The sequence below is a fragment of the Streptomyces sp. NPDC048506 genome, assembly GCF_040651315.1.
In the GTDB taxonomy this organism is placed as follows: domain Bacteria; phylum Actinomycetota; class Actinomycetes; order Streptomycetales; family Streptomycetaceae; genus Streptomyces.
In genome coordinates, this window is record NZ_JBEZIX010000054.1 from 1 (window position 1) to 25720 (window position 25720).

A 25720-nucleotide genomic window follows, 5' to 3' on the forward strand; every position below is an offset into this window, starting at 1 on the left:
GCCGTAGACCCGGTAGACGATGTGCAGCTCGTCCGCGATCACGGTCGGGATGCGTTCCCCGGCCGCCGCCGTCGGCTGGACGCCGTTGTTCTGCTCAGCCACGTCCGTACCGCTCCTCAGCCTTCCAGAAGTACACAAAGCCGAAGACGCCCATCAGCAGCGCCCAGCCGCCGGCGAACGCCCACACGTGGTGCGGCAGCTTGTCCGCCGTGAAACTGTCGATCAGCGCGAAGCGCACCAGGTCGATGTAGACCGCGGCCGGATTGCCGTTGAGCAGGATCTCCACGATCTTCGGGACGTGCTTGCCCTTCAGGATCAGGTCGATGCTGAACATCACGCCGGACGCGTACATCCACGTCCGCATGATGAAGGGCATCAGCTGCGCCAGGTCCGGGGTCTTCGAGCCCAGCCGCGCCATGACCATCGCCAGACCGGTGTTGAACACGAACTGGAGCGCCAGCGCCGGGAACACCAGCAGCCACGACCAGGTCGGGAACTGCCCGAAGCCCAGCAGGATCAGGACCAGCACACCCATCGAGAACAGCAGCTGCTGCAACTGCATCAGGCAGAACGAGATCGGCAGACAGGCACGCGGGAAGTGCAGCGCCCGCACCAGACCGAGGTTGCCCGAGATCGCCCGCGTACCGGCCATCACCGAGCTCTGGGTGAAGGTGAAGATGAAGACGCCGGTCACCAGGAACGGCACGAAGTCGGGGACGCCCTTCCTCGTGCCGATCAGCAGACCGAAGATCAAGTAGTAGACGAGCGCATTCAGCAGGGGCGTGGCCACCTGCCAGACCTGCCCCAGCTTGGCCTGGCTGTACTGCGCGGTCAGCTTGGCGCTGGAGAAGGCGGAGATGAAGTGCCGCCGGTGCCACAGCTGCCGGATGTACTCCGGAAGGCCGGGACGGGCCCCGCTCTGCGCCAGCCCGTACTTCTGGGCCCGCTCGGCGGCGGTGAGCCCTTCGTCGGAAGCCGGCGGGGCACTCATGGCGACCGCACCGTCGTGCGTGGTCTCGCTCACAGTTGACACTTTCGTCCTCAAGATGCGCTGCCGGGGCTACGCCCCGGTTCGCGCCTGATGCTCTCAGATACGAGCTTGTCAGATGACGGGAGGGCGGCCCAGTCGGGTCAGTCGCCAAACGGTAGCCCACTTCATGGGGCGCCTGGGACCGCACGGGGTGGCCCAGCCCTCCTTGAAGCCGCCCAGCCAGGCCCGCAGCGCCGGACGGGACGGCCGACGGGCCAGGGTGAGCAGGAACCAGACACCGAGATAGACCGGAACCAGGGGGGCGGGCAGGTTGCGGCGGGCCAGCCAGACCCGGTTGCGGGCCACCATCCGGTGGTAGACCGCGTGCCGGGCCGGGGCCGTCGTCGGGTGGAAGAGGACCATGTCCGACCGGTAGTCGATCAGCCAGCCCGCGTCCAGCGCCCGCCAGGCCAGGTCGGTCTCCTCATGGGCGTAGAAGAAGTCGTCGGGCAGCCCGCCGACCTCCGCGAAGACCGTGGTGCGGACCGCGTTGGCACCGCCGAGGAAGGTGGTCACCCGCGAGGAGCGCATCGGGTCGGAGGCGCGCAGCCTGGGTACGTGGCGGCGCTGGGTCTCGCCGGTGTCCGGGTCGGCGATCCGGAAGCTGATGATGCCGAGCTCGGGGTCCGCGGCGAACGCCTGCCGGCACAGCTCGGCGGTGTCCTCCTTGGCCAGCAGACCGTCGTCGTCCAGGAAGAGCAGGACATCGACGTCGCTGCCGCCGGGCCCGAAGGCCTCGATGCCGACGTTGCGGCCGGCCGGGATCCCGACGTTCTCGGGCAGCTCGACGGTCCGTACGCCGTCGGGCAGCTCGGGCAGCGGCGACCCGTTGCCGACCACCGCGATCTCGACCGGGTCGCCGTCCTGCTTGGCGACCGAGTCCAGCAGCGCACGCAGCTCCTCGGGGCGGTTGCCCATGGTGATGACGACCGCGCCGACGCGCAGACCCGTGTCCATCTCGGCCCCCGTCACTTGAGCCTGCTGGAGGCGAGGATGGACACGAGGTGGAGCACCGTCTGGAGGAGCGCGATACCGGCGAGCACCGCGACGCCGAGCCGGGAGAAGAACAGGTCGCCCCGCACCGCGTCCATGATCGCCAGGAGCAGGATCAGCAGGGACGCCTCGATCCCGAGGACCAGCCGGTGGAACTTCAGCGCCCCGGCGGCCTTGCGGGCCAGCGCGAGACCCGACGAGCGCGGCTCGGACGCGGCCTCCTTGACCGGCGGCAGCCCGCCCTGGTGGCGGGCGACGCCGACCAGGTCGGTCTCCGCCTTGATCAGAACCGCGCCGAGGGCCGCCAGGGTGCCGAGGAAGGCCCAGAGCCAGTCGATCCGACCGGAGCCCCACAGGTCGGCGGCGCGCAGGCCGAAGCCGACGAGCACCGCCGCGTCGCACAGGTAGGCGCCGACCCGGTCCAGGTAGACGCCGCTGAGCGAGAACTGCTTCTTCCAGCGCGCGACCTCGCCGTCGACGCAGTCGAGCAGCAGGTAGAGCTGAACCATCAGCACGCCGAGCACGGCACCCGCGATCCCCGGCACCAGCAGTGCCGGGGCCGCGAGCACGCCGAAGACGGTCATCAGGTAGGTCAGCTGGTTGGGCGTGACCCGCGTGTTCACCAGGTACCGGTCGCACCGCAGCGAGATCTCCCGCATGTAGAGGCGACCGGCCCAGTGCTCACCGCTTCGCCGGTCCTTGACCCCTTCGGGGTGCACGACCGGGCGGAGTTCAGCTACTGACGGCTTGTGCATAGTCGGCGTAAGCGTCCCTGATCTGGTCGGTGGACAGGTCGAGGTGCTCCAGGATGGTGTAGCGCCCGGGGCGGGTCTTGGGTGCGTAGACGACGGCCTCGATGAACTCCTCGTCGGTGAAGCCGATCTCACCCGGCGTGACCGGCAGACCGTGCCGGCGCAGCACCTCGACCATCAGGTCACGGGTCTCCTTGTCCCCGCGCAGGTGCGTGGCGAAGGCCGCGCCCAGGCCGCACTGCTCGCCGTGGCTCGCCGCGCGCTTGGGGTAGAGGATGTCCAGGGCGTGGTTGATCTCGTGGCAGGCGCCGGACGCCGGGCGGCTGTCGCCGGCCACCGACATCGAGATGCCGGTGAGGACCAGGCCCTCGGCCAGCACCTGGAGGAAGCCGTCGTCGCCGACGCCGCCGGGGTGCCGGAGCACCGCTTCGCCGGCCTGGCGCGCCATGGCGGCGGCCAGTCCGTCGATCGCCTCGCCGGTCTCGCGGTGCGAGAGCTCCCAGTCCGCGACCGCGGAGATGTTGGAGATCGCGTCGCCGATGCCGGAGCGGACGAACCGGACCGGAGCCTCACGGATGATGTCGAGGTCGATCACCACGGCGATCGGGTTAGGCACGCCGTACGAGCCCCGGCCCGCGTCGTTGTCGAGGGTGGCGACCGGCGAGCACAGGCCGTCGTGCGACAGGTTCGTCGCGACGGCGACCAGCGGCAGGCCGATCCGCGCCGCGGCGAACTTGGCGCAGTCGATGATCTTGCCGCCGCCGAGGCCCACGACCGCGTCGTAGTGCCCCTTCTTCATGGCGTCGGCGAGCTTGATCGCGTCGTCCAGGGTGCCGCCGCCGACCTCGTACCACTCGGCGCCCGGCAGCGCGGGCGACAGCCGCTCGCGCAGCCGCGCCCCCGAGCCACCGCTGATCGCGATGGCGAGCTTGCCGGACGCGGAGATGCGCTGATCGGCCAGCAGGCCCGCCAGGTCGTCCAGGGCGCCGGCGTTGATGTCAACGACGACCGGGGACGGAATGAGGCGGGTCAGTACTGGCATGCGATGTCACGGCCCTTCGCCAGGTCGTCGTGGTTGTCGATCTCGACCCACTTGAGGTCGCCGATCGGGGCCACGTCCACCTTGAAGCCGCGGTTGACGAGCTCCTGGTAGCCGTCCTCGTAGTAGAGGTCGGGGTCCCGCTCGAAGGTGGTCTTCAGCGCGTCGGCCAGCTCAGCTGCGGCCTCGCCCTCGATGAGGGTGACGCCGATGTACTCACCGGTCGCCTCGGCCGGGTCCATCAGCTTGGTGATCTTCTGGACGCCCTTGGCGGGGTCCACGACGACCTTCATCTCCTCGTCGGCGAGCTGCTTGACGGTGTCCAGCGCGAGGATGATCTTCTGGCCGTTGCCGCGGGCGGCGAGCAGGGTCTTCTCGACGGAGACCGGGTGCACGGTGTCGCCGTTGGCGAGGATCACGCCGTCCTTGAGGGCGTCACGACCGCACCACAGGGAGTAGGCGTTGTTCCACTCCTCGGCCTTGTCGTTGTCGATGAGGGTGAGCTTGAGGCCGTACTTCTGCTCCAGGGCCTCCTTGCGCTCGTACACGGCCTCCTTGCGGTAGCCGACGATGATCGCGACCTCGGTCAGGCCGATCTCGGCGAAGTTGCCGAGGGTCAGGTCGAGGATGGTGGTCTCCCCGTCGACCGGCACCAGGGCCTTGGGCAGGGTGTCGGTGTAGGGGCGCAGACGCCGTCCGGCGCCGGCAGCCAGCACGAGGCCGATCATGCGGGTTCTCCTTCATCGTGTACGGCGGGTGCTTGGGAGGACACCCAGAAGCGGATGCTCTCGATGAGCACCAGCAGCGCCAGGACCACAGCGAGGGCCGTGAGCGCGATTGTGAAACCTGAGGGGGACAGCGCGGCGGCGAGGACGGTGACCACGAGGATCCGTCCCTCGGCCCCGCCGGTCGCCCGGACCAGCCACCGCGGAGGGGCTCCGGTGCCACCGCGGATGCGGTAGACCGTGTCGTAGTGATGGTAGGCGACGGCCGCGACCAGCCCGAACGCCGCGGGCAGCGCTCCGGGGGCGTCCGACCGGGCAGCCAGCACCAGGATCGTGGTGTACTCGCCGACCCGGAAGAGGGGCGGGACGAGCCAGTCCAGAGCGCCCTTGAGCGGCCGGGACACCGCCGCTCCGGCCAGCAGCGCGGAGCAGACGGCGACGCCCACGGTGAGCCAGGAGGCGGGGTCGTCCTCGAAGATCACCCAGACCAGGATGACCGCGGCCGAGAGAAACGCCATAACGGGCGCGAGGTAGGAACCGGTCCGGCCGCGGCCGCGCGCACGGCCGGCGATCAGCTCGGCGAGCGGGCCGGAGTCGGCGAGGTCGGCCAGCGCCCGGGCGGCCCGGTCGGTGCGCCGGGCCCGACGGGTGAGCGAGCGCAGCACCCGGCCGGCCGTGGTGTAGCAGGCCGCCAGCGCGCAGCCCACGAGCAGGGCGTAGAAGACGATGCGCGGGGTGGTCAGCGCGGTGAGCACGGCGATCATCGCCCAGCGCTCGCCAATGGGCAGCACGATCATCCGGCGTGCCCAGACCGTCCAGCCGACGCTGTCGAGCTTGTCCGAGAGTGCGGCGGTCGGGCTCGTGTTGGCGGTCGCGTCGTGGTTCGCCTCGTTGAAGGAGAAGTCGACGACGTGCCGGCAGGTCTGGAGCACCATCGCGCCGAGTGCCAGCGCCCAGACGTCGTCACCGCCGCGGGCCGCCCCGAGGGCGAGGCCCGCGTAGTAGGCGTACTCCTTGGCCCGGTCGAAGGTGGCGTCCAGCCAGGCGCCCAGCGTCGAGTACTGGAGGGAGTAGCGGGCGAGCTGCCCGTCGGTGCAGTCCAGGACGAAGGAGAAGAGCAGCAGGAAGCCGGCGGCGACGAACCCGCCGCGGGTTCCGGTGGCCGCGCAGCCGGCCGCGATCAGGGCGGTGAGCAGGGACGCGGTGGTGACCTGGTTGGGGGTGAGGCCGCGGCGCGCGCACCAGCGGGCGAGGTAGCGGGAGTACGGGCTGATACAGAAGGTGGTGAAGAACCCGTCGCGGGACTTCACGGCGGTGCGCAGCCGTACCGCCTCACCGTCGACGGCCTCGACGGCCTGTCGCGCCTCCTCGCGCTGTGCGGGGGTGAGGGCGACGGTGGCGACCAGGCTGCCCAGCTCGACGCGGTGCAGTCCGACGGCGTCGCGGTCGAGGGACTCGGTGAGGGTCTCGGTGAGGACGTCCGTGAGGTGGGCGGTGCCGGCGCCGACCGGGATCCGGCCGACCGCGCGGGCCAGCGCGGGGCGCGCCTCGGGCTGTGCGGTGAGCGCCCCCGGGACGGCGGCGGCCGGGAAGCGGGGGTCGGTCAGCGCCAGCCGCAGCGCATGCAGGTGGCCGACGAACCGGGGGTCGACGACGGCGATCCGCTCCTGTGCGGGCGCACCGGCGACCAGCTCCGCGACGGACGCGGGATCGTCGGCGGTGCGGACGTCGAAGCCCAGCGTGCGCAGGTCGGCTTCGAGCGGCGACCCGGCGACCGGCGGACCGGTGAGGATGGCGGTCGACAGACGAACTCACTCCTTGAAGGCTGACAAGGCAGCACGGGCCGTGTCCGCAGTCGATGCGCATTCGATACGAACTACCCGGGCAGCGGGCGCGGCACACCTGGCGCCCGGAGGGCTGGGTGGCACGTCGGCAGAGGCTATCGGATCGCCGGATGCGGCCGTTCACCGTGCATTCACCGCACGATCGAGTGACCGACGGCTGTGTCTGCCGCGATCATCATGGTGGATCGGGTGGTGCCTGAACAACTGGCCCGTGACCTGGGCACCCGATGCGGCGCCGGATATGGGACGGCTGGTCACGGGGCGGGCGGGTTGTACCGGGGCAGGTGTGGCGAGAGCCATCCCGGATCCGCGGGTGATCACCGTGCGCCGCCGTCGTCACCGTGCCGAACCGGTCGATGACCGTCGGCGACGGTCCGGCGGCGCGGATGTGGCCCCTCTCACGGCGGGCGCACTCGGCGGACGGAGCGCGCGGGGTGTGGCGCCGCGCACCCACTGTGCCGGTGATGGGGACCTGACTAGGGCAGACTGGGCATCGACGACCAACGACAAGGATGGGCATGCCGATCACACCTGCCAACGGACAGACCGCCGGCGACGCGGCGGTGAGCACGCCGGACGGCGCCGCCGAACCGATCATGCTGGAGCTGGTCGACGAGGACGGGACGACGATCGGCACCGCGGAGAAGCTCGCGGCGCACCAGCCTCCGGGGCAGCTGCACCGGGCCTTTTCGGTCTTTCTCTTCGACGAGAAGGGGCGGCTGCTGCTACAGCGCCGGGCGCTGGGCAAGTACCACTCCCCCGGTGTGTGGTCCAACACCTGCTGCGGTCACCCGTACCCCGGCGAGCAGCCGTTCGTGGCCGCGGCCCGCCGGACCGCGGAGGAGCTGGGGCTGGCGCCCGCGCTGCTGTCCGAGGCGGGCACGGTGCGGTACAACCACCCCGATCCGGACTCCGGCCTCGTGGAGCAGGAGTACAACCACCTGTTCGTGGGGGTGGTCCGGGCCGAGCCGGCGCCGGACCCCGAGGAGGTCGGCGAGATTGCGTTCGTGACGCCGGAGGAGCTGGCCGAGCGGCATGCCCGGGCGCCGTTCTCGTCGTGGTTCATGACCGTGCTGGACGCGGCGCGTCCGGCGGTGCGCGAGCTCACCGGACCGTCGGCGGGCTGGTAGCGAGCCGGGTGAGCGGAAGCTCGGCCCAGATGGCCTTGCCACCGTTCACCGTGTGCTCGACGTCGCACTTGCCGCCCACCTCGGCGGTGAGCGTCTTGACCAGCCACAGCCCCCGGCCGCCGACATCGCCCTCGTCCGCCTCAAGCGCCTTGGGGCGGTACGGGTGGTCGTCCTCGACCGCGACCCGCAGCCAGTTCGCGCCGATGGCGACCTGCACGGCGATCTGCGGTGAGAGCAGCGCCGCGTGCTGGACGGCGTTGGTGACCAGCTCGGAGACGATGAGCAGCAGGGTGTCCAGGATGTCGGCGGCCACGGGCACGCGCTGTTCGTCGAGCAGATCCCGGACCGCGTGGCGGGCCTGCGGCACCGAGGCCTCCAGTGCCGGGGCGGTGAACCGCCAGACACCTTCGTACGCGAGCGGGGAGGTCAGCTCTTCAGGGGGTTCTGCGGGGGGTCCGGAAGGCATCCTCACAGGAAGAGTGTTGAGAATGCGTTGGTCCGGACCGGCCCGCTGAACACAAGTCAGCCTCTATCGACGCCTTCTGGCCGATTGCAAGCGATTCGAGCGGCCGGACGACCGCTCCTGTTCCCTTTGTTCCGTGTTGCCGGACAACCCCGGCCTGGGCACCGAACGATCCCCGCCACCCCGACCACTCCGTCACATCGACCACACACAGCACAGCAGGCCCGGTGCCTGGGCACCGGGCCTGCTGTACGTGATCAGTAGCGGGGACAGGATTTGAACCTGCGACCTCTGGGTTATGAGCCCAGCGAGCTACCGAGCTGCTCCACCCCGCGTCGGTTTCCCCAACAGTACGGGTCACCCGCCCCAGAACCAAATCGATAATCATCACGGACGTCCCGGGGTGGGCTCCGCCCCCGCTCACACGGCCCGGTCGGTGATCCGTCCGGCGTCGACCTCGATCCGGCGCGTGGTGTGCACCGCGTCCAGCATCCGCCGGTCGTGGGTGACGAGCAGCAGCGTGCCCGGGTACGAGGCGAGCGCGGACTCCAGCTGTTCGATCGCCGGCAGGTCGAGGTGGTTGGTCGGCTCGTCCAGCACGAGGAGGTTGACCCCGCGGCCCTGGAGCAGGGCCAGCGCGGCACGGGTGCGCTCGCCCGGCGACAGGGTGTCCGCGGGGCGCAGCACATGCGCCGCCTTCAGCCCGAACTTCGCCAGGAGGGTGCGGACGTCCACCGGCGCCATGTCCGGCACGGCGGCCCGGAAGGCGTCCATCAGCGGTTCCTCACCCAGGAAGAGTCCCCGGGCCTGGTCGACCTCGCCGATCACCACGCCGGGGCCGAGCGCGGAGTGCCCGGTTTCCAGCGGGAGCCGACCGAGGAGGGCGGCGAGCAGCGTGGACTTGCCGGAGCCGTTGGGGCCCGTGATGGCGACCCGGTCCGCCCAGTCGATCTGGAGGTCCACCGGGCCGAAGGAGAAGTCGCCGCGCCGGACGCCGGCGTCGCGGAGCGTGGCCACCACCGCGCCGGCCCGGGGCGCGGCGGCGATCTCCATCCGCAGCTCCCACTCCTTGCGCGGCTCCTCGACCACCTCCAGCCGCTCGATCAGCCGCTGGGTCTGCTTGGCCTTGGCGGCCTGCTTCTCTGTGGCCTCGACCCGGCCCTTGCGGCCGATCTTGTCGTTGTCGGGGGCCTTGCGGCGGGCGTTCTTGACGCCCTTCTCCATCCAGTTGCGCTGGGTGTGGGCGCGGGTCTCCAGGGCGGCCTTGGTATCGGCGTACTCCTCGTACTGCTCGCGCGCATGGCGCCGGGAGCGCTCGCGCTCCTCCAGGTAGGAGGTGTAGCCGCCGCCGTAGGTGTTGACCTGCTGCTGGGCGAGGTCGAGTTCGACGACGCGGTTGACCGTACGGGTCAGGAACTCGCGGTCGTGGCTGACCAGGACGGTGCCGGCGCGGAGGCCGGTGACGAACGTCTCCAGGCGGTGCAGGCCGTCCAGGTCGAGGTCGTTGGTCGGCTCGTCCAGCAGGAAGACGTCGTAGCGGGAGAGCAGCAGCGAGGCGAGTGAGGCGCGGGCGGCCTGACCGCCGGAGAGCGTGGTCATCGGCTGGTCGAGGCCGACGGCGAGGCCGAGCTGGGCGGCGGTCTCCTCGGCGCGCTCGTCCAGGTCGGCGGCGCCCAGCGCGAGCCAGCGCTCCAGCGCGGTGGCGTAGGCGTCGTCCGCGCCGGGCCGTTCCTCGACCAGTGCCTCGGTGGCGGCGTCCAGGGCGAGCTGGGCGGCGGCCACGCCGGTACGGCGGGCGAGGAAGGCCCGTACGGTCTCACCGGGCCGGCGGTCGGGCTCCTGCGGGAGGTGGCCGACGGTGGCGGTGGGCGGGCTGAGGGAGAGCGTGCCCTGCTCGGGGGTGTCCAGGCCGGCCAGCAGGCGCAGCAGGGTGGACTTGCCCGCGCCGTTGGCGCCGACGAGGCCGATCACGTCACCGGGGGCGACGACCAGATCGAGGCCGGAGAACAGGACGCGCTCGCCGTGGCCGGCGGCGAGGTCTTTGGCGACGAGTGTTGCTGACATCAGACCGCCGATCGTATCCGGCCGCCGCCGTGCCGGTCGCTCTAATATCCGGGCATGGAACCGGGTCTGAAGACGCATGTGAGCGGCGGCACAGCGACCGTCACCATCAGCAACACCGGCAAGCGCAATGCGATGACCGACCAGATGTGGCGGGACCTGCCGCCCCTGCTGGAGCGTCTCGCCGCCGACCGCTCCGTACGGTCGCTGGTGCTGACCGGTGAGGGCGAGACGTTCTGCGCGGGTGCGGACATCGCCTCGCTGCGCGAGGCGGCCGGCGAGTCGCAGGGGCTGGCGGTGGCGGCCGAGGAGGCGCTGGCGGCGTTCCCGGGGCCGACGCTGGCGGCGATACGGGGCTACTGCGTCGGCGGCGGCGCCCAGTTGGCGGCCGCCTGCGATCTGCGGTTCGCGGAGGAGGGCGCGCTGTTCGGGGTGACACCGGCCAAACTCGCGGTGGCCTACCCGGCGTCCGCCACCCGGCGGCTGGTCCGGCTGGTCGGCCTCTCCACCGCCAAGTACCTGCTGTTCTCCGGCGAGTTGATCGACTGTGCCCGGGCGCTGCGGACGGGTCTGGTGGACGAGGTGCTGGCCGAGGGCGAGCTGGGCAAGCGGGTGGCGGAGTTCACCGCCGTCCTGGCGAGCCGGTCGCTGCTGACCCAGACCGCGGCGAAGGAGCTGGCGAACGGGGCGTGGGACGTGCCGCCGGACCGGGCCGAGGAGCGCGGCGCGTACTGGGCCGCGCAGGCGCACGCGAGCGGCGACACCTTGGAGGGTGCCGCCGCCTTCCTGGAGCGCAGGGCGCCGCGCTTCACCTGGCCCGCGGGCTGACGGGCCGGCCGGCCTACGCCTCTCCGGCCAGCACGGCCCGGCCGTACTCCCGCATCGTCGCGGTGATCTCGGTCGGCGCCTTGTCCGGTGCGCCCGCGTCGTAGGGCGGTTGCGGGTCGTACTCGATGCCGAGCTGGATCGTCTGGGCCACCTCGTCCCCGGCGATCCGGCCCGCCAGCGCCAGGCCCATGTCGATGCCGGACGAGACGCCGGCCGCCGTGACGTACTTGCCGTCGAAGACCACCCGCTCCCCGGTCGGCTCGGCGCCGAACACCGGCAGCTGGTCCAGCGCCAGCCAGTGGGAGGTGGCCCGACGGCCCTTCAACAGGCCGGCGGCGGCCAGGATCAGCGAGCCGGTGCACACCGAGGTGGTCCAGCTGGTGCCGGCGTCGACGGCGCGGATCCACTCGCGCAGCGGGCCGTCCTCCATGAGCGCCCGCTGCCCGGGACCGCCGGGCACGACGAGAATGTCCGGCGCGGTGACCTCGTCGAGCGCGGCGTCCACGACCAGCCCGGCGGAGCCCAGGTCGCTGCGGTGGATGCCGGTGCGCTCGCCGACGAACACCGTCTCCGCTCCGGGGAGCCGGCCGAGTGTCTCGTAGGGGCCGATGGCGTCCAGGACGGTGAAACGGTCGTAGAGGAGGATGGCGATCTGCACGGTGGTTCTCCTGTCCGTGGGTCCGATGGAGTTCGTGTGCTCGTGGGAAGTCAGTCGGCCGGCGGTCCGGGGCCGGCCGGCTGGAAGCGGCGGCGGTACTCGGCCGGAGGCGCGCCCAGGACCCGGAGGAAGGCGCGGCGCATCGCCTCGGGGGTGCCGTAACCGCAGCGGCGGGAGATCTGCTCGACGCCGTCGACGGTGTCCTCCAGACGGCGGCGGGCGGCCTCCAGACGCACCCGGTCGACATAGCGTCCCGGCGTCATGCCGACCTCGTCGCGGAACGCCCGGGCGAAGTGCCGTGGCGAGAGGCCCGCGCGGGATGCGAGCGCGTCGACGGACAGGTCCGCCGCCGGGTTCTCGCTGATCCACTGCTGGACGTCGCGCAGCGGCCGCCGCTCCGCGGTCTGCGCGGCGAGCTGGGCGCTGAACTGGGTCTGGTTGCCCGGCCTGCGGAGGAAGACCACCAGGTGCCGGGCGATGGTCAGCGCCAGATCCCGGCCGTGGTCCTCCTCCACCAGCGCCAGGGCCAGGTCGATTCCGGCCGTCACCCCCGCGGAGGTCGCCAGATCACCGTCCCGTACGTAGATCGGGTCCGGCTCGACGTGCACCTCGGGGAACCGCTCGGCGAAGCTCTCGCACAGCATCCAGTGGGTCGTCGCCCGGCGCCCGTCCAGCAACCCGGCCTCGGCCAGCAACAGCGCCCCGCTACAGACGGAGACCTTCCGCCGGGCCCGGTGGGCGTTGCCGCGCAGCCAGTCGACCAGCCGGGGATCGGGGGCCAGGGTGCCCTGGCCCCCGGGCACCAGCAGGGTGTGCGGCGGCGCGGCATCGGCGAGCATCCCGTCCGGGACGAGGGTGAGGCCACTGCTGGTGCGCACCGGGGCACCGTCGAGGCTGGCGGTACGGATGCGGTAGGCACCCGGAACGCCCTGGGCCGCACCGTGGAAGACCTCGACGGGGCCGGTGACGTCGAGGGCCTGCACATCGTCGAAGAGGACGACCAGCACATCGCGCTGTTCCATGCGTCCATCCTGGCGAGGGGTGGTGGTGGCGGCAATGACGGAAATCCCACCTTTCCTGCCGTGGCCTTGGCGGCCGGCGGTCTCCCCACGTTTTTGGCTTTCCCGCCGTGGGTGTTGTTCGCCGTTGCGCCTGCGGCGGGCGTGGTGTTGTTGGGTGCGGTGAGTGGGTGGATTACTTGTGGGGGCGGGCCCTGTCAGTTCACTGCGGGCAGGGGACCACTCGTGCGAGCCCCCACCGGCCTTCTTCCTTCCCACCCACGGGAGGGTGGGGGCCGGAGGGGCTGGGTGTCCGGACGTAAAGCGAAGCAGTCCGGAAACCCAGCCCCGCAGGACCACACCCGCAGCCGAACAGCCCCGCGCAGCGGCACCGCCCGCCGCAGGCGCAACGGCGAGAAAGCCAACAACGTGGGGAGAACGCCGGCCGCCAGGCCACGGCGAGAAAGCCGAAAACGTGGGAGGTCAAGCCAAGCACCGCGGACCGCCATACCGACGGGTCGGTACCCTGCCCCCATGACTTCATCCAGCGCGCTGCCCGAGCAGGCCGGCCGTACCTGTCACAACGTCGTCAATCCCTTCCACTCCGCCCACTACTTCGCGCCGGAGCTCTCCGCCGAGATGGCGAAGCTCGGCATCGAGAAGCGCAGTGCCAGATACTTCGCGACCCGTGGCGCGGCCATGGGTGCGGTGGGCCCAGGTGCCATCGCGGCGACCTTCTACAACTTCCGGTACGAGCTGATCGCCGAGCACGTCCCGCACGTCTGGACGGTCACCACGCCCGAGGAGGTGCTGGCGGCCCGGCTGCGGGCCGTGGACGGGACGCTGCGGCGGCTGCTCGGCGACGAGACGGTCGAGTCGTCGGAGATGGCCGAGGCGGCGGAGCTGGCGCTGCGCGCGACCGAGGGTTGCAGCCGCCGGGCCCGGCCCCTGTATGCCGCGCACGCCGATCTGCCCGTACCGGACGCCCCGCACCTGGCCTACTGGCACGCCTCGACGCTGCTGCGCGAACACCGCGGCGACGGCCACCTGATGGCTCTGCTCGACGCCGAACTGGACGCGGTGGAGGCACTGGTCACCCATACCGCCACCGGCCGCGGCATGACCTACCAGGGCGTGCTGGCGACCCGCGGCTGGTCGGAGGAGGACCTGAAGGCCGCACAGGAGCGGCTGCGCACCCGCGGGCTCCTGGACGCCGAGGGCGAGTTGACCGAGGCCGGCGTCCAGTTGCGCAAGGACCTGGAGCGCACCACGGACCGGCTGGACCGGGGGCCGTACGAGCACCTGGGTGCCGAGGGCGTGGCCCGGCTCACCGAGCTGGCGACCGGCTTCACCACGACCGCCATGGGCGCTGGAGCGTTCCCCGCGTCGCTGTTCGGCAAGTAGGGCTTCCCACCGGTGGGCCCGCCGGGGCGTGCGTGCGGCTTCTCACACCCCGGCCCCACCGGCCGGGCGGTGCGACAGTCCGGCCCGCCAACCGGCACAATGCAGGCTCGAAGCACGAGCTGGAAGGCGGGCAGGTTCAACGTGACGGCATCCACTGAGCCCATCGGGTCCATCGAAGCGCGGATCGCCGGGGAGCTCGGCGTCAAGGAGCGGCAGGTGAAGGCCGCGGTCGAGCTGCTCGACGGTGGCTCGACCGTGCCGTTCATCGCGCGCTACCGCAAGGAAGCCACCGAGATGCTCGACGACGCCCAGCTGCGCTCCCTGGAGGAGCGGCTGCGCTATCTGCGAGAACTGGAGGAGCGGCGGAGCGCGATCCTGGAGTCCGTACGGTCCCAGGGCAAGCTGGACGCCGCCCTGGAGGCGCAGATCCGCGGCGCCGACTCCAAGGCGCGGCTGGAGGACATCTACCTCCCGTTCAAGCCCAAGCGGCGCACCAAGGCGCAGGTCGCACGGGAGGCGGGGCTGGAGCCGCTGGCCGACGGGCTGCTCGGCGACCCGTCGGTGGAGCCGGCCGCGGCCGCCGCGGCGTTCGTCGACGCCGACAAGGGCGTGGCCGATCCGGCCGCCGCCCTGGAGGGTGCGCGGGCCATCCTCACCGAGCGGTTCAGCGAGGACGCGGACCTGATCGGGGAGCTGCGCGAGCGGATGTGGTCGCGCGGGCAGGTCGCGGCGAAGGTGCGCGAGGGCAAGGAGGAGGCCGGCGCGAAGTTCGCCGACTACTTCGACTTCGCGGAGCCGTTCACCGAGCTGCCCTCGCACCGGGTGCTGGCGATGTTCCGCGGCGAGAAGGAGGAGGTCCTCGACCTCAGCCTGGAGCCGGAGGACCCGTCGGCGGCCGCCGAGGGCCCGAGCGCCTACGAGCGGGCCATCGCGCACCGCTTCGGCATCGCCGACCGCGGCCGCACGGCCGACAAGTGGCTCCAGGACACGGTCCGTTGGGCCTGGCGCACCCGCGTCCAGGTGCACCTCGGCATCGACCTGCGGCTCCGGCTGCGGCAGGCCGCCGAGGACGAGGCGGTCCGGGTGTTCGCGTCGAACCTGCGCGATCTGCTGCTGGCGGCGCCCGCCGGCACCCGCGCCACGATGGGCCTGGACCCCGGCTTCCGTACGGGTGTGAAGGTCGCGGTGGTGGACGCGACCGGCAAGGTGGCCGCGACGGAGACCATCTACCCCCATGTGCCGCAGCAGAAGTGGGACGCCGCACTGGCCACGTTGGCGAAGCTGGCCCGTGAGCACGACGTCGAACTGATCGCGATCGGCAACGGCACCGCCTCCCGGGAGACCGACAAGCTGGCGGTCGACCTGATCGCCGCGCAGCCGGAGCTGAAGCTGACGAAGGTGATGGTGTCCGAGGCGGGCGCCTCGGTGTACTCCGCCTCCGCGTTCGCCTCGCAGGAACTGCCGGACCTGGACGTCTCGCTGCGCGGTGCGGTGTCCATCGCCCGCCGCCTCCAGGACCCGCTCGCCGAACTCGTCAAGATCGATCCCAAGTCGATCGGCGTCGGCCAGTACCAGCACGACCTGTCCGAGGTGAAGCTGTCGCGCTCCTTGGACGCGGTGGTCGAGGACTGCGTGAACGGCGTCGGCGTGGACGTCAACACCGCGTCCGCGCCGCTGCTTTCGCGGGTGTCCGGCATCGGCTCGGGCCTGGCCGAGAACATCGTCGCGCACCGGGACCAGAACGGCCCGTTCCGCTCCCGCAAGGCCCTCAAGGACGTGTCGCGGCTCGGCCCGAAGGCCTACGAGCAGTGCGCGGGCTTCCTGCGGATCCGGGGCGGCGACGACCCGCTGGACGCCTCCAGCGTGCACCCTGAGGCGTACCCGGTGGTGCGCCGGATGGTGCGGGCGGCGGGCGCCGAGGTGGGCTCGCTGATCGGCAACACGTCGGTGCTGCACACCCTGAAGGCCGCCGATTTCGTCGATGACTCCTTCGGTCTGCCGACCGTGACCGACATCCTCCAGGAGCTGGAGAAGCCGGGCCGCGACCCCCGGCCCGAGTTCAGGACCGCGACCTTCAAGGAGGGCGTGGAGAAGATCGGCGACCTCCAGCCGGGGATGCTCCTGGAGGGCGTGGTGACCAATGTCGCCGCCTTCGGGGCGTTCGTGGACGTCGGTGTCCATCAGGACGGTCTGGTCCATGTCTCGGCGATGTCGAGGAGCTTCGTCAAGGACCCGCGGGACGTGGTGAAGCCGGGCGACATCGTGCGGGTCAAGGTGCTCGACGTCGACATTCCGCGGAAGCGGATCTCGCTGACGCTGCGGCTGGACGACGAGCACGGCAAGGCCGCTCCGGTGGGCGGTGGCGAGCGGCGCGGCGGTGCGGGCGGCGGCCGCGGGCCGCGCGACGGCGGCCGCGGCGGTGCACCGCGGCAGCGGCAGGGCGGCGGCCAGCGGGGCGATCAGCGGGGCAGCCGCGATGCCGGACCGGCGAACGGCGCCATGGCGGACGCGCTGCGCCGGGCCGGGCTGTTGGGCAAGGAGCGGGGCGGCCGCTGACGGACGGGTGGCGACGGCGGCCGACGCGGGCCGCCGTCGCCGCTGTTGCCGCCGGCTGGCCCACCCCCTGTCCCCTGCCCGACGGACCGCCGCGAGGCTCCGTTGTCAGTGGCTCCTGGTACGAATGGGAGCAGCTGAGAACGGGGGTTGGGCATGGCGTACGGCATGCGGACGGCGGGGCACCGCCCGGTGGTCGACGTCGTCGACCGGCGGGCGCTGGAGCGCTGGCGGCCGGCGGATCCGGCGGTGGTGGAGGAGGCGCGGCGGCTGAAGGAGGCCGCGCTGCTGGACTTCGGGCTGACGGACTCCGTGGTGGCGTCCTGGATCTACGCCAAGTGCCACCAGCAGATAGCGACGACGGCCGTGGCGACCGCCGCCGTGGTGGCCTCCGGGGACGGCAGCTGCCCGCTGCTCTACAACCCGGAGTTCTTCGCCCGACTCGGCCTGGAGGGCGTCAAGTTCGTCCTCTTCCACGAGGCGCGGCATCTGGTGCACCGTCATCTCTTCGCCGATCCCGAGCTGCGCGAGGATCCGGTCTTCACCCTCGCGGCCGAGGTCGCCATCAACCACGTCGCGCTGGTGCGGCTCGGCCGTAAGGAGCTGCCGCTGATCGACGGCAGCCCCACGGGGGTCGACCCGCGCGAGGTCCACCGGGACTACGTCGCCGATCTGACCTCCCAGGGCCTCGATCCGCTCGGCTACGACGACTTCGTGGAGACCGACATGACGGTCTTCTCGGAGTTGAAGCGGATGCGGCAGCCGCCGGTGCCGGCGGTGTCCTGTGTCCACCTCGTGGATCCGGGCACGGCGGGCGGCGACCAGGACACCGTCGACGAGCTGGTCTCCTCCGCGCTGCTCAATTCCCTGCTCGCCGCCCGGCGCGGACATCCGGGCGCGGAGCGGGAGTTGCTTGACCTGCTGGACCGTACGGACGGCACCTCGGAGCGGGCGAGCCGGGTCTGGGGGCGGCTGGGCGCGGGGGCGCTGCGTGGCGAGACCCCGCGGACGGCGAAGGTCGACTGGTGGCAGCGCTGGCTGGTCGATGTCCTCGGCTCGAAGCTGCACGAGGGCGAGCGGCTGGTCTATCCGAAGAAGCGCGGCGCCCTGCTGGCGGCGCTGGGGCACGATCCGATGCTGTCGCGGCGCGGCCCGGTGCGGGAGAAGAACCTGGTGATCGCGTACGACACCTCGGGCTCGATGCCCGACGGGGTGGTGACGTGGCTGACGGAGCTGGTGGGCGCGATCGACGGGGTGTCCGCCCACTGGCTGTCGTTCGACGGGGTGGTGATGCCGTTCCGGCCCGGCGAGCGGGTGTACGGCGGCGGGGGCACCAGCTTCCAGGCGGTGGTCGACTACGTCGAGGGCCGGACGGCGGTCGACGGTCGCTGCTTCGAGGAGGTCCCGGACGCCGTGGTGGTCCTCACCGACGGCTACGCCCCGCACATCACCCCCGCCGAACCGGACAAGTGGATCTGGCTGATCACGCCGGGCGGCGACGACTGGCCCGACCACCACACCCCGCCGATGGCCTGCCACCGTGTGACGACAGGAGACCGATGAGCACGACCACGCCGATCACGATGCCGACCGCCGGCGCGGCGCGCGCGGCCGCGGCCCCGGCCCGGCCCGCGGGCTGGCGGCCGACCGCCACATACCCCGAGCCCCCCGAGGGCTGGACGGGCGTGTCCCGGTTGGAGTCGTTCATCGACGCGATGATCGACATGGGCCAGACCGGCCAGATCTTCGGCGAGCACGGCATCGGCAAGACCGCCACCTTCTTCTCCCATCTGCCCAAGGCCCATCCGGACGCCGAGCTGGTCTTCGTGCCGGCCGCCAACCTCACCCCGGACGATCTGCTCGCCAACGCCCCGGTGCGGGACGCCAGGACCGGCGAACTGGTGCTGCGGCAGTTGGTGATGAGCCAGCTGCGCCCCGGTAAGCCGTTCGTGCTGCTGATCGACGACTCGCTCCAGGCCGGGGCGACGATCCAGTCGCAGTTGATGCAGATCGCCTGCAACTGGACCCTGGGCGAGTACGACCTGCGGGAGTTGGGCTGCATCGGTGTCTTCCTGACGGACAACGAATCGCTGGCCGAGACGGCGGCCCGGCGCAGCGACCTGGCCGTCCTGGACCGCATGGTGACGATCAAGATCACCGCCAACGACACCTCCTGGCGCCATCAGCTCGCGGCGAAGTACCACAACTGGAATCTGCGCGAGGTGTTCACGGCCTGGGCCGCCCTCGGGCCGGCGCTGCGCGAGCTGCTCTCGCCGCGCACCGTCGACCATATTCTGGCCAATGCCCGTGAGGGCTTCCCGCTGCGCTGGGGGCTGCCGCTGGTCAACGGCGAGCGGCTGCGGCTGGTCGAGCGGAAGGCCGACGGCACGCCGGGCAAGGACCGTACGACCGAGGTGCTGGACCGGATCGCGGCGGCGGTGGGGGTCGACAACCCGGCCACCATTCCGGACCCGGTGCGCGCGGTGGTCCGTGCCGCACTGCGCAACCGCTGGTCGGTGCTGCTCCAGGGGCCGCCCGGGTGCGGCAAGACGGAGCTGGTGCGCGAGACCGTCCGAGCGGGCCTGGGCGGGCGCGAACCGCTGTACTTCTCCCTGCCGGTGACCAATGTCGAGGACCTCTGCGCACCGATCCCCACCGCCGACGGCTCGTTGGAGAACCTCCTCGCCGCGCCGTTCCTGGGCCCGGAGCCCAAGGCGATCGTCTGGGACGAGTACAACCGCCCCAAGGACAAGGCCGCGTTCGCCAAGCTGATGGAGATCACTCAGGAGTGGTCGCTGGCCGGGCGTCGGATCGAGAACCTGCGGGCCCAGATAGCGGTGCAGAATCCGCCGTACCACCTGGGACGCAAGCTCCTGGTCGCCCGGAACAACATCGCACAGGCCACCCGTTTCACCGCCTCGCTGACGGTCGAGCCGGGCGACATCCCGGCCAACGAGTGGCTGATCGCGAAGTACGGTGCCGTCGCCGAGACGGTGCTGGAGTGGTGGAAGCACGACATCGACGAGGACGGTCGGGCGTGGATCACCAAGCGCACCCTGGAGCGGCTGATCAAGCTCCACCAGCGCGGGCTGCCGCTGGAGATGGGCACGGTCTACCTCGGTGACGGCGAGTACGCCCCGGTACCGCTGACCGCCCTCGTCGACCGCCTCGGTGACCGCCCGGTCACCGGCCTGCGGGAGCTGGCCCGGGAGGTGGACGCCTGGGAGGCCCGGCTGCGGAAGGCGGCGAGCGCTTCCAGCGAGGGGGCGAACGACACCGACCTGGTCCATCAGGTGCTGGCGAACGCGGAGTTGTCCCAGCTGGAGAAGCACCGGGACGAGGTGGCCCGACTGGTCGCGCTGCTCCCGCCGAAGCTGCGGTCCACGTACCTGGTGGGCGCAGCGAGGGATGCCCAGCGGTTCTGGATCGAGGTGTTCGCGTTGATACCCCGGCGGTGAGGAAGGGGAGTTGAGGACCCGGCAGTTGGGGGTCTTGCGGTGGCGTCCCGCCAGTGACGTCACCGCCGAGGGGCGCCTCTGGGGTGAGGCGCCCCGCAGGCCGTCCCTCTCCGGATGGTGCCGTAATTGCCTGGACGGGACCCGCCGGGCGCGGTTAGCCTGCGGCCATGTCCAGCCCCGAGGCGTCAAGACGCTAGCCACCGGTCGTCCGGTGGCTCCTTGCGTCGTCCCGCCATAGCGCCGCCTCGTCGCGCCGCACGCCGGGCTGCGCTCCCCCGCCATCGGATCGCCGTGGTACGGGCTCTTCCCGACCTGAGGCATGTCCCGACTTGAGGCATGCGCCGCTTCCGTTCCAGGACGCCCAGGTCGTTTGCGCGGTAGCCGCGTCGCCCTCCTCCAGCCGGATGTCCGCACCGGTCGCTCCGGTCGGTCGGGGTGCTCCGGTCAGTCGGAATGCTCCGGTCGGTCCGTTTGGTCAGTCGTCGGGGCGTCCGATCCTCCGGTCGTTCTGCGATGACGTCATGGCCCGAGAGAGGCTGCGTGGCTGCCGCCGCACCCTGTCGATCCACCCTGCGGTTGCGGAGTATTGCTGTGCCCTTCTTCCTCTATCTGCTCGGACTGGCGGTCTTCGCCCAAGGCACCTCCGAGTTCATGCTCTCCGGCCTGTTGCCGGACATCGCCACCGATCTGCATGTCTCGGTCTCGGCCGCAGGCTCACTGACCTCGGCCTTCGCCCTCGGAATGATCGTCGGCGCGCCGCTGATGGCGTTGCTGAGCCTGCACTGGCCGCGCCGGCGTGCGCTGTTGACCTTCCTGATCGCGTTCCTACTGGTCCATGTGCTTGGTGCGCTCACCACCAGCTACGGGGTGTTGCTGGCCACCCGGGTGCTCGCGGCGCTGGCCAACGCGGGGTTCCTGGCCGTGGCCCTGGCCACCGCCACCGCCGCGGTCGCCCCGAACGCCAAGGGCCGTGCCACCTCCGTCCTGCTGGGCGGCACCACCATGGCCTGCGTCGTCGGGGTGCCCGCGGGCGCCCTGCTCGGCGAACTGTGGGGCTGGCGCTCCGCGTTCTGGGCGGTGGCCCTGGTTTCCATGCCGGCCGTCCTGGCGATCGTGCGGTCGGTGCCGGCCGCACGCCACCGGGACGCCGTCGGAGACAGCAGCCACCGGGCCTCCGTCGGAGGCAGCGCGGGAAGTGACGGGGCGGCGGCCGGCCGCGGTGGGCCGGGGGCACGCGCGGAGCTCCGTGCGCTGCGCCGCCCGCGGCTGCTGGTGGCCCTGCTCCTGGGTGCCCTGGTGAACGGGGCGACCTTCTGCACATTCACCTACCTCGCGCTCCTGGTCACCGGCGTCACCGGCGTCGGCCCCGGATGGGTGCCGGCCGTGCTGGCGCTCTTCGGCCTGGGTTCGTTCGTCGGTGTGAGCGTCGGCGGGCGGCTGGCCGACACCCGGCCGGTACCGCTCCTGACGGCCGGCGGGACGGTCCTGTGCCTCGGCTGGTCCGTCCTGGCCCTGACGGCCGGTTGTCCGGCGGTGGCCGTGGTGCTCGTCCTGGTCCAGGGAGCCCTGTCGTTCGCGGTGGGCTCCACCCTCGTCTCCCAGGCGCTCTACGCGGCGACCGGGGCCCCGACCCTGGCCGGCGGGTTCGCCACGGCCGCGCTGAACGTCGGGGCTGCGCTCGGCCCCTGGCTGGGCGGGAGCGTGCTGGCCGCCGGCGTCGGCTACCGCGCGCCGGTGTGGGTCAGCGCGCTGCTGGTGGCTCTCGCCCTGCTGATCGGAGGGACGGCGCACGGGGTCTCGCGTCGCCGGGCGGACCGGGCCGTCGGAGCGGAGCCGGCCGCGGACTCCCGTCGGTGATCCACCCCGTGCCGAGACTCCCGTCGGTGATCCACGCCGTACCGACGCTGCACATGTGCACGTCCTTGGCGGCGAGTTCGGGCCCGTGGTCGTATCCGGCATCCGCCGGGCTGCGGCCCGGATCGCCGCGGGGGGGGCGGCCGGCCCGCGCCACTGATCAGCTCGCCCCGGCGAATCCGCGGATGCGCTCCAGTTCGGCCGCCACGTCGGTGAGCGTGGCGCAGTCCGGGAACGGCGGGAGATCGGGGTCCGGGAGGGTGGTGTCCCGTCGGCGGCGCGGGGCGTCGAGGGCGTCGGCCATCGCGGAGAGGGCCCGGCACAGCCGCTCGGACTCGGCGGTTTCCGGGCGGTGGGCGCCGTGGTCGAGGCGTACGGCGCAGGCGGTCGCGGCGTCCATGATGCGTTCGGCGGCGGTCACCACGGTCAGCCAGTCGGGGTTGCGGTTCCGGGCGGCGAGGAGTTCGGCCGCTGCGGTCTCCGCCGCCGTCCTGGCCTCGCCCAGTGCCCGGTAGGCGGCGCGGCGCAGCGCGAGCCGCTGGGCGGGGTCCTGGCCGGGGTCCGACTCCAGTACGTGCCGTAGGAACCGCTCGGTGGCGCGCAGCGCCGCGGTGACGCGTTGCCCGACCCGGCGACGCGGGTTCGCGAGCCGCGGCAGGTGCCCGACGACGAGCACGATGCCGCAGGCGATGGAGGTGTCGACGATCCGCTCGGCGGCCGCCTGCGGATCCCCGCTGACGTGCACGAACGACAGCACCATAAGGGTGATCGCCACGGTCTGGAGGGCGAAGTGGCGGGTGGCGAACGGCAGCAGCGCACCGCCCGCGCCGGCGACCAACGCGGGCCACCACGCCCCCGTGAGCAGGAGCCCCGCACCGGCGAAGACCAGCACACCGGCCACGGTCCCGGCGAAGCGGTTGACCGTACGGGAGAAGAGCGGGCCCAGGTCCGGCTTGACGAGGAAGGTGGCGGTGGCCGGGAGCCAGTACCAGTGGTCGGCGCGCAGCAGCAGGGCCACCGCGGCGCTGGCGGCGATGCAGACGGCGACGCGGAGGCCGTAGTCCCGTCCGGCGGGTTCGAAGAGGCCGCGCCCGGGCCGGGCTCGTCCGGCGGCGATGCGCAGCGCCCGACGGAGGGCGGGCAGCGGACCGGATTCCGCGGCCGGACGTGCCGCGGCGGCACGTGTCCGCGCCGGCTCGGGTCGTGTCGACGGCTCCCGGCGGGCGAAGGCCACCGCCGTGTCCAGCAGCGCCTGGTCGAACGCGCCGCGCGCGGCGGTGCTGGTCTCCGGGGCGGACACCCGGCCCGGGGCCTGCCCGGTGCGCAGCGCCGTGGCGAACCGCCGGGGGCTGTCGGCGACCCGGGACGGCAGCGGACGGGCCTCCCACAGCAGCGCCACGCTGGCCTCGCACAACGCGGTGGCGGCGGCGAACCGCTCGGCCAGCAGCAGCTCCTCGGCGCGGGCCGGTCGGTGCAGCCGGTTGGTCAGCCGGCGCAGCCGCAGGGCCTCGTCGGCACGGTCCAGGGCGGCGGTCAGCCGGCGCCTGGCCGGCTCGGCACCGGGTCCGCCGGCGGCGCCCAGGGCGTCGGCGAGGGCGTCGAAGACCGTGGCGACCGCGGCCCGCTCGCCGCTGAGCGCGCCGCCCGCGGGGCGGGGTGGGCGCAGGACGAGGCGCAGCAGGAGCAACCACAGGCAGCCGGCGAGGACGTAGAGGGCCTTCGCCCAGGGTGCACCAGGCAGCGGCATCCCGGCGCCGAGGACGGTGGTGGCCAGCATCTGCATCCCGGCGTTGGAGCGCACCGGCCCGGCCACGCTGCCGGCGCCGGAGACGAAGCCGACCGCGAACAGCGCCGGAACGATCCACCAGCCCGCGCCGGCCGCCTGGAGCGAGGCGCCGATCAGCATGCCGAGCGCCGAGGCGAGGGCGGGCAGGCCGATGTGGACGATGCCGGTGCGGCGGGTGCCGGGGCGGTCGTTGACGCCGGCGAGCATCGAGCCGAGCCCGGCCAGCACACCGGGCGCCGGATGGCCGGTCGCGATGCCCGCGCCGAGCAGCGGCCCGGCACACAGCGCGCCCCTGACGACGGCGGCCCAGGGGACGGGCAGTCGTTGCCAGCGGAACGGGTGCGCCAACCAGGCGGGGACGGCGCGCGGCGCGCGGAACATGGGCCTCCTCAGACGACGGCGTACGGACGGGCGAAAAGCGGAATCCGAGGGGCGACATCGGCCGACGGTGCTGCTACCAGCCTAAGGTGCCGGTTTGTCCGCCTCACTGCCGGAGGGTTACCGCAAGATCACGAGTGGCGGTCGAGGCGGCGACCACCCACGCTCAGAGCAACCCGGCCAGCCGGTAGAGCACCAGCGACCCCGCCACCAGCGCCTCGGGCACCCAGGAGAACCGCGGCACGGTCATACAGGCGCCGACCGCGTCGCAGGTGCGCAACAGGGTGCCGAGGTTGGCGCCGTGCAGCGGCCACAGCGGGGCGGCGTAGAGGTGGTCCCAGCACGCGTGGGCACGCGGGCGTCGGGAGCGGCGGAGTTCACCACGGGTGCGGGTGCGGATGGCGGGCCCGCGCGTCGAACCGGTGGGGCGGCCCCGTCCTTGACCTCGTTCTTGGGCCCGTTCTTGGCCCCGTTCGCGGCCACTCATCGCGCTGCGGAGGCGGCCCTCCGGAAGCCCGAGGCGACGGAAGTGGACTGCGGCAACATCTGCATCGTCAACGGCGCTTGGCGGCGCGCCGGGGCCATCGTCGTCCATGACCGCGACCCGCTCCGGGCGCGGCCGCCCTATGGTAGGCGGCGCCCTGCCGTGGCGTTCTCTCCTTTTCCGGAGCCCCTCGGTACGACCCGTACGCCCCCGCCGGGTGGACTCCTAGCATCACGGCATGACGATCGACACAGATGACGTATGGGTGATCGGCGGCGGCGTGATCGGTCTGACGTCGGCGGTCGCGCTGGCGGAGGACGGGCACCGGGTGCGGGTGCTCAGCAGGGATGCGGCGGGCGGGACCACGTCCGCGGTGGCCGGCGGGCTGTGCTGGCCGTACCGCATCCATCCCTACGCACGGGCGGTGCGGTGGTCCGTCCGGTCCTTCCACGTGCTCGCCGAACTGGCGCGGAATCCGGAGGGGACGGGCGTGCGGATGGTGACGGGAACGATGGCGGAGGCGCCGGCCGCCCGCCCGGAAGCCGCGGACGACGACCTCACCGCCTGGTACGACGCCGTGCCCGGGCTCCGACCGGCGCGGGCGGACGAGCTCCCCGAGGGGTGCGCATCGGGGTGGCGGGCCCGTACGCCCCTGGTGGACATGCCGACCCATCTCCGTTATCTGGAACGGCGGTTGACCGCGGCCGGCGGAATCGTCGAACGGCGCACGGTGACCTCGACGGGGCAGGCCGACGGCGTGGCGGCAGTGGTCGTCAACTGCTCGGGGCTGGGCGCGCGCGAGCTGGTGCCCGATCCGGACGTACACCCGGTCCAGGGTCAGTTGGTGATCGTGGAGAACCCCGGCGTCGAGGAGTGGTTCGTGGCCGCGGCCCCGGGGGCCTCGGACACCACGTATGCGCTGCCGCAGCCGTACGGCCTGGTGCTGGGCGGTACGGCGCGGGAGGGCGACTGGTCACGGGAGCCCGACCCGGCGGTGGCGGAGGCGATCGTGGCGCGCTGCGCCCGGCACTACCCGGAGCTGGCACGGGCCCGGGTCCTGGCACACAAAGTGGGGCTGCGCCCGGCCCGGCCGGAGGTGCGGCTGACGGCGGAGCGGCTGTCCGGCGGCACCTGGTGGGTCCACAACTACGGGCACGGCGGAGCCGGTGCGACCGTGGCGTGGGGGTGCGCCGACGAGGTGGTGCGGCTGGTCCGGGAGGTCCGGGGCGCCGCCTGACGGGCCGTGGAGGGCCGGGCGGCCGGCCCTCCACGGGAGCGGCAC

At 72.4% G+C, this 25720-nt stretch carries 20 protein-coding genes and 1 tRNA gene; 8 read left to right on the forward strand and 13 right to left on the reverse strand.

Annotated features, from left to right (window positions below; genetic code table 11):
• Positions 1-94: 94 nt before the first annotated feature.
• The 6 genes from AB0C96_RS34030 to AB0C96_RS34055 form a co-directional block, all read right to left on the reverse strand.
• Positions 95-1024: an ABC transporter permease gene (locus tag AB0C96_RS34030; RefSeq protein ID WP_362922905.1), complete on the reverse strand. Its 930-nt coding sequence runs from the start codon at positions 1022-1024 to the stop codon at positions 95-97.
• A gap of 78 nt (positions 1025-1102) precedes the next feature.
• On the reverse strand, positions 1103-1975 hold the full coding sequence (locus tag AB0C96_RS34035; protein WP_362922986.1) for a glycosyltransferase: 873 nt from the start codon (positions 1973-1975) through the stop codon (positions 1103-1105).
• A gap of 23 nt (positions 1976-1998) precedes the next feature.
• Entirely contained in the window at positions 1999-2778 is a 780-nt protein-coding gene (locus AB0C96_RS34040; RefSeq protein ID WP_362922907.1) for a CDP-alcohol phosphatidyltransferase family protein, read from the reverse strand.
• Positions 2756-3817 carry an iron-containing alcohol dehydrogenase family protein gene (locus AB0C96_RS34045; RefSeq protein ID WP_362922908.1) on the reverse strand — a complete coding sequence of 354 codons (1062 nt, stop codon included), beginning with the start codon at positions 3815-3817 and terminating at the stop codon, positions 2756-2758. Before AB0C96_RS34045 ends, AB0C96_RS34040 begins: the two co-directional genes overlap by 23 nt.
• A complete protein-coding gene (locus tag AB0C96_RS34050; RefSeq protein WP_362922909.1) occupies positions 3805-4542 on the reverse strand; it encodes a phosphocholine cytidylyltransferase family protein in 738 nt (245 codons plus the stop codon). The genes AB0C96_RS34045 and AB0C96_RS34050 overlap by 13 nt, the downstream gene beginning before the upstream one ends.
• On the reverse strand, positions 4539-6344 hold the full coding sequence (locus tag AB0C96_RS34055) for a DUF5941 domain-containing protein (RefSeq protein ID WP_362922988.1): 1806 nt from the start codon (positions 6342-6344) through the stop codon (positions 4539-4541). Before AB0C96_RS34055 ends, AB0C96_RS34050 begins: the two co-directional genes overlap by 4 nt.
• A gap of 557 nt (positions 6345-6901) precedes the next feature.
• Here AB0C96_RS34055 and idi point away from each other — a divergent pair.
• On the forward strand, positions 6902-7513 hold the full coding sequence (gene idi, locus AB0C96_RS34060) for an isopentenyl-diphosphate Delta-isomerase (RefSeq protein WP_362922911.1): 612 nt from the start codon (positions 6902-6904) through the stop codon (positions 7511-7513).
• On the opposite strand, the gene AB0C96_RS34065 is transcribed toward idi, so the two are convergent.
• From AB0C96_RS34065 to AB0C96_RS34075, 3 genes are all read right to left on the reverse strand, one after another.
• Positions 7488-7979, reverse strand: coding sequence for an ATP-binding protein (locus AB0C96_RS34065; protein WP_362922913.1), 492 nt, complete (start codon positions 7977-7979; stop codon positions 7488-7490). The two genes, idi and AB0C96_RS34065, sit on opposite strands and share 26 nt — an antisense overlap.
• A 258-nt stretch (positions 7980-8237) precedes the next feature.
• A tRNA-Met gene (locus tag AB0C96_RS34070) sits at positions 8238-8311 on the reverse strand.
• Positions 8312-8396: 85 nt separating this feature from the next.
• Positions 8397-10040 (reverse strand): ABC-F family ATP-binding cassette domain-containing protein, encoded by a 1644-nt coding sequence (locus tag AB0C96_RS34075; protein WP_362922915.1) that lies wholly within the window; start codon positions 10038-10040, stop codon positions 8397-8399.
• 54 nt (positions 10041-10094) lie between these two features.
• Between AB0C96_RS34075 and AB0C96_RS34080 the strand changes: the two genes are divergently transcribed.
• Positions 10095-10865, forward strand: a complete 771-nt coding sequence (locus AB0C96_RS34080) for an enoyl-CoA hydratase-related protein (RefSeq protein WP_362922917.1) — start codon at positions 10095-10097, stop codon at positions 10863-10865.
• A 13-nt stretch (positions 10866-10878) separates the two neighbouring features.
• Here the strand turns inward: AB0C96_RS34080 and AB0C96_RS34085 are convergent, their stop codons facing one another.
• On the reverse strand, positions 10879-11523 hold the full coding sequence (locus AB0C96_RS34085; protein WP_362922918.1) for a DJ-1/PfpI family protein: 645 nt from the start codon (positions 11521-11523) through the stop codon (positions 10879-10881).
• Positions 11524-11573: 50 nt separating this feature from the next.
• Positions 11574-12545: a GlxA family transcriptional regulator gene (locus tag AB0C96_RS34090; protein ID WP_362922920.1), complete on the reverse strand. Its 972-nt coding sequence runs from the start codon at positions 12543-12545 to the stop codon at positions 11574-11576.
• Positions 12546-13055: 510 nt separating this feature from the next.
• Between AB0C96_RS34090 and AB0C96_RS34095 the strand changes: the two genes are divergently transcribed.
• The 5 genes from AB0C96_RS34095 (at position 13056) to AB0C96_RS34115 (ending at position 21793) form a co-directional block, all read left to right on the forward strand.
• Positions 13056-13925, forward strand: a complete 870-nt coding sequence (locus AB0C96_RS34095; protein ID WP_362922922.1) for a hypothetical protein — start codon at positions 13056-13058, stop codon at positions 13923-13925.
• A 141-nt stretch (positions 13926-14066) separates the two neighbouring features.
• Positions 14067-16481 carry a Tex family protein gene (locus AB0C96_RS34100; protein ID WP_362922923.1) on the forward strand — a complete coding sequence of 805 codons (2415 nt, stop codon included), beginning with the start codon at positions 14067-14069 and terminating at the stop codon, positions 16479-16481.
• A 153-nt stretch (positions 16482-16634) separates the two neighbouring features.
• Positions 16635-18041, forward strand: a complete 1407-nt coding sequence (locus AB0C96_RS34105) for a hypothetical protein (RefSeq protein WP_362922924.1) — start codon at positions 16635-16637, stop codon at positions 18039-18041.
• A complete protein-coding gene (locus tag AB0C96_RS34110; RefSeq protein ID WP_362922926.1) occupies positions 18038-19936 on the forward strand; it encodes an AAA family ATPase in 1899 nt (632 codons plus the stop codon). The genes AB0C96_RS34105 and AB0C96_RS34110 overlap by 4 nt, the downstream gene beginning before the upstream one ends.
• Positions 19937-20527: 591 nt before the next feature.
• A complete protein-coding gene (locus AB0C96_RS34115) occupies positions 20528-21793 on the forward strand; it encodes a Cmx/CmrA family chloramphenicol efflux MFS transporter (RefSeq protein WP_362922928.1) in 1266 nt (421 codons plus the stop codon).
• 157 nt (positions 21794-21950) lie between these two features.
• Here AB0C96_RS34115 and AB0C96_RS34120 read toward each other — a convergent pair whose 3' ends face one another.
• Together AB0C96_RS34120 and AB0C96_RS34125 are read right to left on the reverse strand one after the other, a co-directional pair.
• Positions 21951-23957, reverse strand: a complete 2007-nt coding sequence (locus AB0C96_RS34120) for an FUSC family protein (RefSeq protein WP_362922930.1) — start codon at positions 23955-23957, stop codon at positions 21951-21953.
• A 163-nt stretch (positions 23958-24120) separates the two neighbouring features.
• Positions 24121-24441 (reverse strand): hypothetical protein, encoded by a 321-nt coding sequence (locus tag AB0C96_RS34125; protein ID WP_362922931.1) that lies wholly within the window; start codon positions 24439-24441, stop codon positions 24121-24123.
• 235 nt (positions 24442-24676) lie between these two features.
• Here AB0C96_RS34125 and AB0C96_RS34130 point away from each other — a divergent pair, with 235 nt between their 5' ends.
• Complete coding sequence (locus AB0C96_RS34130; RefSeq protein WP_362922933.1) at positions 24677-25675, forward strand: FAD-dependent oxidoreductase; 999 nt, start codon at positions 24677-24679, stop codon at positions 25673-25675.
• Positions 25676-25720: the final 45 nt, after the last annotated feature.